This window comes from Knoellia locipacati (assembly GCF_044791685.1).
GTDB classification, from domain to species: Bacteria; Actinomycetota; Actinomycetes; order Actinomycetales; family Dermatophilaceae; genus Knoellia; species Knoellia locipacati_A.
This window is the reverse complement of sequence record NZ_CP087730.1, coordinates 1117392-1131073: the sequence shown is the minus strand read 5'-3', so window position 1 is coordinate 1131073 and position 13682 is coordinate 1117392. Positions and strand designations below refer to the sequence as shown.

At 71.9% G+C, this 13682-nt stretch carries 13 protein-coding genes; 11 read left to right on the top strand and 2 right to left on the bottom strand.

Annotated features, from left to right (window positions below; genetic code table 11):
* Positions 1-5: 5 nt before the first annotated feature.
* From LL946_RS05310 to LL946_RS05265, 10 genes are all read left to right on the top strand, one after another.
* Positions 6-1811 (top strand): DUF222 domain-containing protein, encoded by a 1806-nt coding sequence (locus tag LL946_RS05310; RefSeq protein ID WP_404385517.1) that lies wholly within the window; start codon positions 6-8, stop codon positions 1809-1811.
* 174 nt (positions 1812-1985) lie between these two features.
* Positions 1986-2333: a YciI family protein gene (locus LL946_RS05305; RefSeq protein WP_404385515.1), complete on the top strand. Its 348-nt coding sequence runs from the start codon at positions 1986-1988 to the stop codon at positions 2331-2333.
* An 18-nt stretch (positions 2334-2351) separates the two neighbouring features.
* Positions 2352-2714 (top strand): YciI family protein, encoded by a 363-nt coding sequence (locus tag LL946_RS05300; protein WP_404385513.1) that lies wholly within the window; start codon positions 2352-2354, stop codon positions 2712-2714.
* Positions 2711-3100, top strand: coding sequence for a YciI family protein (locus LL946_RS05295; protein ID WP_404385511.1), 390 nt, complete (start codon positions 2711-2713; stop codon positions 3098-3100). Before LL946_RS05300 ends, LL946_RS05295 begins: the two co-directional genes overlap by 4 nt.
* Positions 3097-3465, top strand: a complete 369-nt coding sequence (locus tag LL946_RS05290) for a YciI family protein (protein WP_404385509.1) — start codon at positions 3097-3099, stop codon at positions 3463-3465. The genes LL946_RS05295 and LL946_RS05290 overlap by 4 nt, the downstream gene beginning before the upstream one ends.
* On the top strand, positions 3462-4694 hold the full coding sequence (locus tag LL946_RS05285; RefSeq protein WP_404385507.1) for an RNA polymerase sigma factor: 1233 nt from the start codon (positions 3462-3464) through the stop codon (positions 4692-4694). The genes LL946_RS05290 and LL946_RS05285 overlap by 4 nt, the downstream gene beginning before the upstream one ends.
* Positions 4695-4789: 95 nt before the next feature.
* Positions 4790-5821: a class II fructose-bisphosphate aldolase gene (gene fbaA / locus LL946_RS05280; RefSeq protein ID WP_404385505.1), complete on the top strand. Its 1032-nt coding sequence runs from the start codon at positions 4790-4792 to the stop codon at positions 5819-5821.
* A 7-nt stretch (positions 5822-5828) separates the two neighbouring features.
* On the top strand, positions 5829-6233 hold the full coding sequence (locus LL946_RS05275) for a DUF3151 domain-containing protein (RefSeq protein ID WP_404385503.1): 405 nt from the start codon (positions 5829-5831) through the stop codon (positions 6231-6233).
* Between the two features lie 235 nt (positions 6234-6468).
* A complete protein-coding gene (locus tag LL946_RS05270; protein WP_404385502.1) occupies positions 6469-7284 on the top strand; it encodes a hypothetical protein in 816 nt (271 codons plus the stop codon).
* A 96-nt stretch (positions 7285-7380) separates the two neighbouring features.
* On the top strand, positions 7381-8682 hold the full coding sequence (locus tag LL946_RS05265) for an adenylosuccinate synthase (RefSeq protein WP_404385500.1): 1302 nt from the start codon (positions 7381-7383) through the stop codon (positions 8680-8682).
* An 87-nt stretch (positions 8683-8769) separates the two neighbouring features.
* On the opposite strand, the gene LL946_RS05260 is transcribed toward LL946_RS05265, so the two are convergent.
* Both LL946_RS05260 and LL946_RS05255 read right to left on the bottom strand, forming a co-directional pair.
* The gene (locus tag LL946_RS05260) at positions 8770-10983 is read right to left on the bottom strand and encodes a HelD family protein (protein WP_404385498.1); all 2214 of its coding nucleotides are present in this window, start codon (positions 10981-10983) and stop codon (positions 8770-8772) included.
* Positions 10984-11103: 120 nt separating this feature from the next.
* Positions 11104-12093 (bottom strand): LuxR C-terminal-related transcriptional regulator, encoded by a 990-nt coding sequence (locus tag LL946_RS05255; RefSeq protein WP_404385496.1) that lies wholly within the window; start codon positions 12091-12093, stop codon positions 11104-11106.
* Positions 12094-12396: 303 nt separating this feature from the next.
* On the opposite strand from LL946_RS05255, the gene purD reads away from it, so the two are divergent.
* On the top strand, positions 12397-13677 hold the full coding sequence (gene purD, locus LL946_RS05250) for a phosphoribosylamine--glycine ligase (protein WP_404385494.1): 1281 nt from the start codon (positions 12397-12399) through the stop codon (positions 13675-13677).
* Positions 13678-13682 lie beyond the last annotated feature (5 nt).

Genomic DNA, 13682 nt, shown 5'->3' with positions numbered 1-13682 from the left:
TATGATTGGGGCATGGAAGCCGCCTCTGCAACCGCAGCCCTCGAGGGCCGGTATGCCGCGCTGCGGGCCAGCGCCGGCGAGTTGAGAACGAGGAGCTGCTGGACATCATCGAGGAGGCACAGCGGGAGAAGGACGCCGCCTCAGCGCGGCAGGCGGTGGCGCTGGCGCACCTGTCGGCGTGTGAGCCGCACCTGCAGGAGGACGGCACAACGGTGGAGGTGCACCACGGGTTGGGGCACCAGCGGCTGGACGCCCCGGAGCTCGCGGCGCCGAGGCTGGGGTGCTCGGTGCACGTCGCGGCCAACCGGATCCTCACCGCGATCCGGCAGCTGACCCGGACCCCGGCGGTGGTCGACGCGATGGCCTCGGGTGACCTGGATGAGCACCGCGCCTCCATCGTCACCGAGGAGACCGAGTTCCTCAACGACGAGTCCGCAGCCGAGGTCGTCGCGCGGGTCGCGGAGCACTGGGCGGGCCTGACCCCGGGGCCGTTGCGGCGATTCGTCGCGCGCACCGCCGCGCAGGTCGACCCCGAGGCGGTCGCGAAGGAGGCCGAGGACGAGCGGGAGCGGCGCGGTCTGACCCGCCGCCTGGGGGTGCACGGCACCGACCACTGGCGCGGCGACTTCCGGGTCGAGCAGTCCCGGGTCGCGTGGGCCGCGGTCACCGAACGCGCCCGCGAGCTCGTCCGCGAGGGGCACGCCGACACCCTGGAGAAGGCTCGCGCGGACGCGATGATGGAGCTCATCCTCGAGCACTGCGACGTGCGCGTCGTCGTCCACACCACCCGCGCCGCCGACACCACCACTGATGCCCAGAAGGACGCTGCTCCCGCCGCTGACGCGACGGGCGAGGATGACCACACGGCCGCCGGCCACGCCGCCTCCCCGCAGTCGGCTCATGCAGAGTCACCCGCCACCTCCGCGGGCACAGCCGGACCTGAGCGGGCCTGCCGGAATGAGCATCGTGAGAGTGGGCTGGTCGAGGTTGGTGGGCTCGGGGCGCCCGGGACGACGTTCGTGCCCCGCGCGTGGCTCGACGGCGCCGACACCAGCTCCACGAACGCAGAGCGGGAGCTGACCTGCGACCCCGACACCGGGGCGATCCTCGCCGGGGACGTCCCCGAAGCCCTCGCGTCCGGACGGACCCGCCGCTCCCGGCCCCGACCTCGCGCCGAGGACCCGACGCCGACGTACCGCGTCCCCGCAGAGATGGCCCGCCTCGTCCGCCTCCGCGACGGGTCCTGCCGCTTCCCCGGCTGCGCCACCCCCGCCCGCCAGTGCGACCTCGACCACGTCCGACCCTGGCCGACCGGACCCACAGCACCCACCAACCTCATCGCCCTCTGCCGGCGCCACCACCGCATCAAGCAACGCCCCGGCTGGACCCTGCGACTGCACCCCGACGCCCGCGTCACCTGGCACGACCCCACCGGGCGCGCCCACACCACCTGGCCCGTCGACCACCTCCACCTCGCCACCCCGGCCTGCCCTGACAACGACGAGCTCCCACCAACGACCCCCGGCACCAGCCGCGCCGCCGAGTCGGCGCCGTCGGCGGCCCACGACCTCGAGCTGCCCACCACGTTCGAGGACGAGCTCCACGACCTCCTCGAGCAGCACGCCGTCCCACCCCGGCGCACCCGCCCCACCGTCTGGAACGCCCGCGGCCAGCTCCTCTCCGGACCACCACCCCGCACCGACCACCACACCGGCCGCACCCGCCACCGCGACACCGGACGCCACACCCTCGTCGTCCTCGACCTCCCGCACCGACCGCCACCCCCCACTTCCGACACCATCCCCTTCTGACCACGCGGGAGGTCGACGTCCTATGAGGTCCACGCGGACCGAGGGCTACCAAGGAAGCGGGCGCAACGGCATACGAGCAACGAGTTGCGGCCGCTTGTCGATTCGGCTGTGGTTCGCTCGTCAGGTGGGTGAGGTCGCACCCGCGACCTCACCGTCACGACCACGAGGAGCACGATGAGTCGCCACCTGTTGCTGTTGCCCGCACCCGAGGCGGAGTGGGATCGGCTGCCACCCGAGGAGCACGAGAAGGGCATGCGGTCGCACGAGCAGTTCCACCGCGACCTCGAGGCGGGCGGGCACACGCTCGTCACGACCAGTCCGCTCCAGCCCTCGGCCGAGGCGACCTCGATGCGGCCCGACGGCACGGGAGGGGCGCTCGTGACGCAGGGCCCCTTCACCGAGTCCGTCGAGCAGGTCGTCGGCTTCTACCTCGTCGACACCGAGGACGAAGCGGACCTCCGCCGCATCTGCACCGAGTTCGCCGCGCGCGGCGAGCACATCGAGTTCCGCACGCTCGTCTGAGGCAGGAAGGACAGGGACATGAAGGAGTACGTCGTCCTCATCGTCGGCGATGCCGACCGCTGGTGGACCACCATGACCGAGGAGCAGCGAGCAGCCGGGTATGCCGTCTACGGCCGCTTCGACGAGGAGCTCACGAAGCGCGGCCACGTCGTCACCGGTGGCGCCGAGCTGCAGGGGAGCTCGACCGCGAAGTCCATCCGCGCCGGGGGTGGGCCCGTCACCGACGGCCCCTTCGTCGAGACCGCCGAGCAGGTGGGCGGGTTCTACCAGGTGCAGACCGACGACCTCGACGACCTGATGGAGTGCTGCCGCATGCTCGCCGAGCTCGGCGACAACATCGAGGTGCGTCCGGTCGTCACCGACGAGGACCGCGCCTCATGAGCCCGCGCTACGTCGTCCTCCTGCCGGGGGACGAGTCTGCCTGGGAGCAGGCGCCGCAGGAGCACCGCGACGCCGTCTATGCCCGGCACGACGAGTTCGGCAGGCAGCTGAGGGCCAACGGGCACACGGTGGTCGGCGGGGCCGAGCTCACCCATTCGCGCGAGGCCAAGGTCGTGCGGGCGGACGCCGACGGCAACGTCCTCGTCAGCGACGGTCCCTTCGCCGAGACGGCCGAGCAGCTCACCGGCTACTACGAGGTCGAGACCGACGACCTCGACGACCTTCTCCAGCTCGTCGGACTCGTCGCCGGCCCCGACCACGGCCGTACGGGGATGGGTGGCGTCGAGGTGCGCCGCGTCGTTACCGCCGAGGACCGCGTGACATGAGGCGCTACCTCCTCCTCCTCGCCTACGAGCCCGGTGGCTGGGAGTCGGCCACCCCCGAGGAGCGGGCGGCCTACGTCGATGGCCACGCGGCCTTCGACCGCTTCGTCGACGAGCACGGGCGGCGGATCTCGGGGGCGCCGCTCGCCGACGCTGACACCGCGACCACGGTCCGGCACGCCGACGGCCGGCGCGTGGTCAGCGACGGCCCGTTCACGGAGTCCGTCGAGATGATCGGGGGCTACTACGACGTGGAGCTCCCCGACCTCGACGTCGCCATCGCGGCCGCCTCGCTCCTCCCACCGGCGTATGCCGTCGAGGTCCGTTCCGTGGTCGAGCTCGACTCCTCGGGTGAGCGGGTCGGATGACGCCTCTCGAGCGCGTCGTGCGCGAGGAGTGGGGCCGGCTGGTCGCCCTGCTCCTCGCGCAGTTCCGTCGCCTCGACCTCGTCGAGGACGCGCTCGGCGAGGCCGTCGCCACGGCGCAGGCCACCTGGACCGCTGCCAACACTCCGGACAACCCGACGGGCTGGCTCGTGACCGCCGCGCGGCGCCGCATCCTCGACCGGCTGAGGGCCGAGGCCATGGCCGCCCGCAAGGAGCCCCTGCTCACCGTCGAGGCGGAGCGGCGGCCCCGTGAGGGCGTCATGGTCGACGACGGCAGCGTCGTGGACGACGACCTGCTGCGGCTCGTGCTCATGTGCGCCCACCCGGCCCTCCCTCCCGAGGGTGCGAGCGCCCTCTCGCTCCGGCTCGTCATGGGCATCTCGACCCCGGACATCGCCCGGCTCTTCCTCGTCCCGGAGGCGACGATGGCGGCACGGATCACCCGTGCCAAGAAGAAGGTCGTCGCGGCGGGCATCCCGTTCGCCATTCCGGGGACCGACGCCATCGGGGAGCGGCTCGACGTCGTCGCGCACACGGCATACCTCGCGTTCACGGCCGGCTACGCGCCCGGGAGCGGGCCCGACCTCCTCCGGGCCGAGCTCGCCGGTGAGGCGCTGCGGCTCGCGCGGGTCGCTCGCAGCCTGCACGGGAGCGACACCCTCGACCTCCTCATCGTGCTCATGGCCCTGCAGCACTCCAGGCGCGACGCCCGCGTCGGGCCGGACGGTGCGCTCGTGCTCCTCGCCGACCAGGACCGCGACCGGTGGCACCACGACGAGATCGCTGAGGCGCTCAGGCTGCTGGGTGAGAGCGAGCGAGGACCTGCCCCGTCGTCACCGCTCGCCGCGAGCTACCGCCTCCAGGCCCTCATCGCGGCCGAGCACGCCACCGCGCCGCGACCGGAGGACACGCGCTGGGACCGCATCGCCGACCTGTACGCCGGCCTCGAGCGGCTCACCCCCTCACCAGCGGTCCGGGTGGCCCGCGCGGTCGCCGTCGCCGAGGCGGACGGGCCACGCCAAGGGCTGGCCCTGCTCGACGGGGTCGAGATGGCCGGGCACCGGCTCCCAGCGGTCCGCGGTGAGCTGCTGGCACGAGCCGGCGACGTCGAGGCCGCCCGGGCCAGCCTCTCCGAGTCGATCGCACTGTGCGACAACGAGATCGAGCGACGCCACCTCGAGAGTCGTCGGGACGCTCTCGGACCTGCCTGACGGGTGCTGGGCCGATCGCTGGGCACGGTGTTGCCAGCAGGGGTCAGCGTGGAAGGATCGGAAGCGACCCGGTTCGTCCTTCGAAGGAGATCCCCATGCCCATCGCAACACCTGAGGTCTACGCCGACATGCTCGACCGGGCCAAGAGCGGCTCGTTCGCCTACCCGGCCATCAACATCACGTCCAGCCAGACGGTGACGGCCGCGATCCGCGGCTTCGCCGAGGCGGGCAGCGACGGCATCATCCAGGTCTCCACCGGCGGCGGCGAGTACGCGTCGGGTTCGACGATCAAGGACATGGTCACCGGCGCCAAGGCCCTCGCCGCCTACGCCGAGGAGGTCGCGAAGAACTACCCCGTCAACATCGCGCTCCACACCGACCACTGCCCCAAGGACAAGCTCGACGGCTTCGTCCGACCGCTGCTCGCCGCCAGCACCGAGCGGGTCAAGGCCGGCGGCCTCCCCATCTTCCAGAGCCACATGTGGGACGGCTCGGCCGTGCCGCTCGACGAGAACCTCCAGATCGCCGAGGAGCTCCTCGCGGCCTGCAAGGCGGCCAACGTCATCCTCGAGATCGAGGTCGGCGTCGTCGGTGGCGAGGAGGACGGTGTCGCCAACGAGATCAACGAGCAGCTCTACACGACGCCCGAGGACGCGATCGCCACCGTCACGGCGCTCGGTGCCGGTGAGAAGGGGCGCTACCTCACGGCCCTCACCTTCGGCAACGTCCACGGCGTCTACAAGCCGGGCAACGTCAAGCTGCGCCCCGAGATCCTCAAGTCCGCGCAGGAGGCCGCCGCCAGCGAGCTGGGCCTCGGTGCCGACGGGCGTCCGTTCGACCTCGTCTTCCACGGTGGCTCCGGCTCGACCGCCGAGGAGATCGCCGCGGCCGTCGACTACGGCGTCGTCAAGATGAACGTCGACACCGACACCCAGTACGCCTTCACCCGACCCGTGGCCGAGTGGATGCTGCGCAACTTCGACGGCGTCCTCAAGATCGACGGCGAGGTCGGCAACAAGAAGCAGTACGACCCCCGCGCCTGGGGCAAGGAGGCCGAGGCGGCGATGGCCCGCCGCGTCATCGAGGCCTGCGAGAACCTGCGCTCCGCCGGCACCCACCAGGCCTGAGGACGCGATGACCGACAACCTCCTGGGCATCCCCGAGACCCGACTGCCGGTCGACCCGGCGGCCCGACTCCTCGGCGAGGGCGTCGCCGCCGACCAGGTCGCCGCGGCCAACCCGACGTCCTCGCTCGCGTGGGCGACCCTCGCCGAGGAGGCGCTCGCCGACGGGCGCACCGTCGAGGGCTACGCCTACGCGCGCACCGGCTACCACCGCGCTCTCGACTCGCTGCGCAAGAACGGCTGGCGCGGACAGGGCCCGGTGCCGTGGGAGCACGAGCCCAACCGTGGCTTCCTGCGCGCGCTCGCCGTGCTCTCGCGGGCAGCCGGGCTCATCGGTGAAACCGACGAGGAGCGCCGGTGCGCGGACTTCCTGCGGGACTCGTCGACGACGGGGGCGCGCGAGCTCGGTCTCTGACCGGCGCCGCACCTGCCGCCACGTCACGGCAGCATGAGAGAGGGGCTCGGACCTTGCGGTCCGAGCCCCTCTCCGGCCCCTGCCAGGGAGCACCGCGCCGAAGCGCGTTCACGTCCGCGTGTCCCCTGCCACGTCGGCCGTGCGGGCCCATCATGCAACGCCGAGGCGCATTTCTGCGACACTTAGGTGCCAATGGCAGCAACCTGCCAACCGTTCGTGCGGAAAGGGTGGGCCCATGCCGCTGACCTCAGGAAACGTCACCTCGCCTCCTCGGCTCCTCGAGGAGTACTTCGACCGCGAGGACTCGCGCATCGAGGAGCGGCTGCGCGACCTCCGCCAGATCCGGAACCTGCTCGGCCGGCTCACCGAGTCGACCTCGTCGACCTCGACCCCCGGGGTCGAGCCGATCAGCGACGAGATGGCCCCCACGGTGGTCCAGCGCCTCATCCACGAGTCCAGCGGGATCCTGCGCAACCTCGTCATGGTCGTCGACGCCGGACCCGCCCTCGACGACACGACGATGCGTGACAACCAGCAGTGGATCGCCGAGGGCAACGTCCAGCGGACCATCTACCCCGCCCACTCGCTCGACACCCCCCAAGGACTGCAGTGGCTCCGCTCGTGGTCGACCGTCGGGGAGGAGCAGCGGCTCCTTCCGGAGATCGCCTCGGAGTACGCCGTGTTCGGCGACGTCGGCGCCGTCGCCCTTCGCCAATGGGGCGACGTGTCCTCCGGCTACGTCCTCATCCGCGACCCGCTGCTCATCTCGACGCTCGCGGCCTACTTCGACCTCGCGTGGGAGCACGCGCACGCCGTGCCGTATGCCGCGAGCGTGCCCGGGGACGAGCGTCTCGTCGAGCTGCTCGGCATGGGGCTCAAGGACGAGGCCATCGCCCGCTTCCTCGGCGTCGGGCTGCGGACGGTGCGTCGCCGGGTCGCCGCGCTCATGTCGATCCACGGCGTCGACACCCGCTTCCAGCTCGGCGTCGCACTGGCCGCGACGAGCGCGGCGAGCCCGGCAGCATCGGTGGGCGGACGGCATACCCGATAGGCTGGAGGCATCAGGGGCCCGTCGCGAACGCCACGCGCCGGGCTCCTCGCATGTCACGCACGCGCGGCGACCGCCCGCGCAGGGAAGGACAATCGCATGCCGGCAATCGTGCTCGTCGGAGCCCAGTGGGGCGACGAAGGCAAGGGCAAGGCCACCGACCTCATGGGCGAGGACGTCGACTACGTCGTCAAGTTCAACGGTGGCAACAACGCAGGCCACACCGTCGTCATCGAGGGTGAGGACGGCCAGCGCGAGAAGTACGCCCTGCACCTGCTGCCCTCCGGCATCCTCACGCCGAGCGTCACGCCGATCATCGGCAACGGCGTCGTCGTCGACCTCGAGGTGCTCTTCGAGGAGCTCGACGGGCTCACCGCCCGCGGCGTCGACACGAGCAAGCTGCTCGTCAGCGCCAACGCCCACGTCATCGCGCCCTACAACCGCACCCTCGACAAGGTCACCGAGCGCTTCCTCGGCGCCCGCAAGATCGGCACCACCGGCCGCGGCATCGGCCCGACCTACGCCGACAAGATGAACCGCGTCGGCATCCGCATCCAGGACATCTTCGACGAGGGCATCCTGCGCCAGAAGGTCGACGCGGCCCTCGCGCTCAAGAACCAGGTCCTCGTCAAGATCTACAACACCCGTGCCGCCGAGGCCGACCGTGTCGTCGAGGAGCTCCTGTCGTATGCCGACCGGTTGCGTCCCATGGTCGCCGACACCGCGCTCGTGCTCGAGCAGGCGCTCAACGACGGCAAGAACGTCCTGCTCGAGGCTGGTCAGGCGACGCTCCTCGACGTCGACCACGGCACCTACCCGTTCGTCACCTCCTCGTCGGCGACCGCCGGTGGGGCGTGCACAGGGTCGGGCATCCCGCCGACCCGTGTCTCGCGCGTCATCGCGATCCTCAAGGCCTACACGACCCGCGTCGGTGAGGGCCCGTTCCCGACCGAGCTCGACGACGACAACGGCGAGTTCCTGCGCAAGACCGGCGCCGAGTACGGCACGACCACGGGGCGCCCGCGCCGCTGTGGCTGGCTCGACGTCGTCATCGGCCGCTACGCCACCCGCATCAACGGCGTGACCGACTTCGTCATCACCAAGCTCGATGTCCTCACCGGCCTCGACACGGTCCCGATCTGCGTCGCCTACGACGTCGACGGTGTGCGCCACGACGAGATGCCGGTGGGGCAGAGCGACTTCCACCACGCGAAGCCGATCTATGAGGAGCTGCCCGGCTGGTGGGAGGACATCTCCGGCTGCCGCACCTTCGAGGAGCTGCCCGGCAACGCCCAGGCCTACGTCCTGCGCGTCGAGGAGCTCATCGGCGCCCGCGTCTCGGCGATCGGCGTCGGCCCCGGCCGGCACGAGATCATCGAGCGCCACACCCTCCTGGACTGACCGGCACACCGACTTCTTGCCCCAGGACCACCGCCGCGGGCCGGAATCACCCGCGATCGGGTGGTCTCAGGGCAAGAAAGTCGGGTCTCAGCTCGGCCGGAGGACCGTCATGCGGTGCGCCGCGCGGGTGAGCACGACGTAGAGCACGCGCACCCCGCCCGGCGACTCGTCGATGATCGCGTCCGGGTCGACGACGACCGTGGCGTCCCACTCGAGGCCCTTGGTCGACAGGGGGTCGATGACCTGGACCCGGCCCTCGCCGACACCGTCGAGGTGGGCGAGGCGATCGGCCCAGCGGCGCGGCGTGATGACCGCGATCGAGCCCTCGACCTCGCTGAGCAGCCCGTCGACGGCCTGCTCGACCGACGTCACGGGCGGTGGCTCGACCACGGAGTCGACCGGCTCGACCCCGGTCCCGCGCACCGCTGCCGGGATGTCGGCGTCGGGTACGAGCGGCAGGATGACGTCGCGGGCGTAGTCGAAGATCTCGCGGGCGTTGCGGTAGTTGGTGTCCATGTGGAAGCCACGCACCGCGTGCGACCCGTAGGCCTCGAGCCGGGCCGTCCGGGCCTCCTCGAGGTCACCCCACGACGCCTGGGCGGCGTCGCCGACGACGGTCCACGACGCGTTGCGGCCACGGCGCGCGAGCGTGCGCCACTGCATGGGTGAGAGGTCCTGCGCCTCGTCGACGAGCACGTGGGCCGAGCCGGAGGGGCGATCGATCCGTCCGTGGAGCAGGCGTCCACGGGCGTCTGCCGGCGTGACGACGCTCTGGCTCGAGGTGGGGATCACCCGACGGTCGACCCCGGCCCGGACGTCGAGGACGCCGTAGGAGGAGAGGTCGTCGTACTCCTCGATGTCGTAGAACCCGCGCTCCTCCGCCTCGGGCACCTGCACGAGACCCAGGCGGGCCGAGAGGTCGTCGATGAGGGCGACGTCGGCGACCGACCAGGTGCCCAGCTCGAGCGCCTCACGCAGCGAGTGGGCCAGGGCCGCGCCCTCCTCGTGGTCGAGCACTCCGCGGGCGAGGCGGTAGGTGTGGTCGGTGTCGGCGAGCGTGAGCAGGACCTCGCGCGGGTCGAGCTGGCGCCACCACGCGTCCATGAACTCGTCGACGTCGCGGGAGGTGTCGAACGCGTCGAAGAACTCGTCACGGTCGCCCTGGCGGACCGAACGCCACGCCTCCTGGGCCAGCTCCTCGCGAGCCTGCTTGGCCGCGAGGTTGTGCTGGCTGGAACGCAGGACCTGGCGTCGGATGCGGTGCAGGACAGCCTCGTCGAGGCGCACGGCGTGCCCGTTGATGAACGCCCGCAGCTGGGAGGGAGCGCCCGCCGGCGGCCTGGACGCGGCCCGCGACAGCAGGCGCCGGATCCTCAGCGAACCCTTGACCGCGGCGACCTCGGGCTGGTCGAGACGCGCGGCCGTGACCCCGTCGACGAGGTCGCCGAGGGCACGGAGCGAGACGCTGTCCTCGCCCAGCGAGGGCAGGACCCGCTCGATGTATGCCGTGTAGGCCGCCGACGGACCGACGACGAGGATGCCGCCGGACTCGAAGCGTCGCCGCTCCGAGTAGAGGAGGTATGCCGCGCGGTGCAGCGCGACGACCGTCTTGCCGGTGCCGGGGCCACCGGTGATCTCGGTGACGCCACGTGAGGGCGCCCGGATCGCCTCGTCCTGGTGGCGCTGGATGGTGGCGACGATGTCGCGCATCTGCCGGCCACGGCTGCGGGTCAGGGCAGCGATGAGCGCGCCGTCGCCGACGACGACGATGTCGTCGGGCGCCTCGGGGACCATGAGGTCGTCCTCGACGCCGATGACGGTGGCGCCCTTGCAGCGGAGCACGCGGCGGCGCAGCACGCCCATCGGGTCGACGGGCGTGGCGCGGTAGAACGCCGACGCCGCGGGTGCGCGCCAGTCGATGACGAGCGGTTCGTACTCGTCGTCGCGGACCCCGAGCCGCCCGATGTGCCGGATGTCGCGCTCGGCGGACGGCGTGTCCATGTCGCCGAGGTCCAAGCGGCCGAAGACGAGGCCCTCGTACTGCTTCTCGATCGCGGAGCGGCGCCTCGCGGCGGCATACACGAGGGCATCGCGCTCGAAGAGCCCGGTGAGCTCCTCGTCGCGCACGTCCCCCGTGCGGCTGGTCCGACCGCGGGCGAGGCCGTCGGCCTCGACGTCGGCGGCGCGGGCCCCGGCCTTCGTGAGCTCGGCGTAGACGCGGTCGACGTGGGCCTGCTCGAACGCGATCTCGCGGGCGACGTCCGCCGAGGTGTCAGTGGCACCGGGGCGCGTGGTCGTCACGGTCGAAGCCCTCCCTGCAGAGCGACGTGGGTGTGGTGCGCAGCGCGCACGGAAGGAACGAGTCTACGCGTGCCCGGACCCCCTCACCGCCGGTCTCCGGAACGTCGTGAGAAGCCGACGTCAGATGAGGCCGCGGCGTCCGGCGATCGCGCCGGCCTGGAACCTCGTCGTCGCACCGAGCTCCACCATGATCGTCCTGACGCGTCGCTCGACGGTGCGCTGCGAGATGCTGAGCTGACGGGCCATCGTGAGGTCGCTGGCACCGGCGGCGAGCAGCGCCATGATCTGGCCGTCACGCTCGGTGAGGCGGGCGATGGCCGTGCCACGCGGCGTGCGCGGCAGCGGGGTGCTCAGGGCGAAGAGACCCAGACACATGTCCATGAGGGCGCTGGCGAGCTGGCGCTGTTGGACGTAGAGCGAGCCGCCCCCGGAGTCGAGGTGGCTGATGTCGATGACGGCGATGGAGCGGTCCACGGCCAGGACGGAGAACGCGAGGTGCGGCGTGAGGCGCACGTCGATGCCGTCCGCCCGCATCGTCTCGAGGGCGGCGAAGGCCCCCTCCACCTCGAGGATCGACTGCTCGAAGACCGCTTGGCGCTCCAGCGTCGGGCTCGTGACGCTGCTGTGCGCGAGGGCGATCGAGTCGGGGTGATTGATGACCATCTCGTCCATGCGCTCGCTGCGCGCGAAGAGCCGCACGCACCGGTTCTCGGCCCGGCGGGTCGCCCGGAAGTAGGCCGCCTCGACGTCCTCGGCCGTGTCGAGGATGGCGACGTCCCGGCTCACCTGGGAGCCGCCGCCCTCGGCGCGCGCCTCGTTGTACATGTGGGTCAGGCCCTCGATCGCCGAGCGCGTGGTGCGTGCCTGCCGCTCGAGGTCGGCGGCCCAGGCCGGAAGGGTCGTGTCGGGCGGGTAGACCTCGATGACGTCGCGCCGCGAGGCGTTGATCATGCCGCGCCCCTGAAGGTTGTCGAGGGCCACCGTGAGCTCGTCCTCGGTGAGCCCTTCGCCCGCCAGTGCGCTGCGCCTCGGGGAGGGATGGCGCAACAGGAGCAGGTAGACGCGGGTCGTCAGCTCGTCGATCGCGAGCCGGACGTTGGGGACGCTCACGCTCCCCAGACTATGGCGGGATCACGACATTGTCAGGAATCCGCCGCCGTTTGGTTTGAATGAAGGGTGAAGCACGTGTCATGGTGGGTCACGTCGACCACGTCGACGTTCGCGCAGAGCCTCCGGTTCCCCCCAACCGTGAGTGCCGCACGAACGGGCGCGGCGCACCCGGGGGTACCCCCCTGCTCCCCGGGCGCGTCGCGCCCACACCTCTTTCTCGCCCCGCATCCCGGTCACGACGGCGTATGCCGTGCGCTGGACTGCCGACGCCCGAGCACCTCCTCCGCCCTAGGCTTGGCGCCCATGAAGGTCCTCGTCATCGGCTCAGGTGCCCGCGAGCACGCCATCGTCCGCAGCCTCGTCGCCGACCAGTCCGTCGACGCGGTCGTCGCTGCGCCCGGCAACCCGGGCATCGACCGGCTTGCGCTGTGCGAGCCGCTCACCGACGTCACCGACGCCGAGGCCGTCCTCGAGGTGGCCCGCCGCCACGCCGTGGACCTGGTCGTCATCGGGCCGGAGGCGCCGCTCGTCGCCGGAGTGGCAGATGTGTTGCGGGACAGCGGTTTCGACGTCTTCGGGCCGTCGGCAGAGGCGGCGCGGCTCGAGGGGAGCAAGGCCTTCGCCAAGGAGGTCATGTCCGCTGCCGAGGTCCCGACCGGGATGGCGCACCTGTGCACCACCCTCGACGAGGTCGCCGAGTCGATCGACGCCTTCGGCGCTCCCTACGTCATCAAGGACGACGGGCTCGCCGCGGGCAAGGGCGTCGTCGTCACCGAGGACCGTGCCGCCGCACTCGCCCACGCCGAGGCCTGCCTCGCCAAGGAGGGCGGCGAGGTGGTCGTCGAGGAGTTCCTCGAGGGCCCCGAGGTCTCGCTCTTCGTGCTCAGCGACGGGACCACCGTCGTGCCGCTGACGCCGGCGCAGGACTTCAAGCGCGTCGGCGACGACGACGCTGGCCCCAACACCGGCGGGATGGGTGCCTACAGCCCGCTGTCCTGGGCGCCCGAGGGTCTCACCGGCGACCTGGTCCGGCGGGTGGCCCAGCCGACCATCGACGAGATGCGTCGCCGCGGCACGCCCTTCGTCGGCGTCCTCTTCATCGGGCTCGCGATGACGGGCCGCGGCCCGAGGGTCATCGAGTTCAACGCCCGGTTCGGGGACCCCGAGACGCAGGTGGTGCTCGCCCGGCTCCTCACGCCGCTCGGAGGGCTGCTCAAGGCCGCCGCGACCGGTCGGCTCGAGGAGTACGACGCGCTGCGCTGGTCCGAGGAGCACGCGGTCACCGTCGTCGTCGCCTCGCACAACTACCCGGGCACACCGCGCACCGGTGACCCGATCAGCGGGCTGGACGACGTCGAGGGGGTGCCGACGGCATACGTGCTCCACGCCGGGACGGCACTCGACGGCGACGGCACGCTGGTCTCCGCGGGTGGACGCGTCCTGTCGGTCGTCGCGACGGGCGCCGACCTGGGACAGGCCCGCGAACGGGTCTACGCCGCGGTCGACCTCGTCGGGCTCGATGGCGGGCACCACCGCAGCGACATCGCGCTCAGGGCGTCACGCGACGAGATCGCCGTCGGCTGACGGAC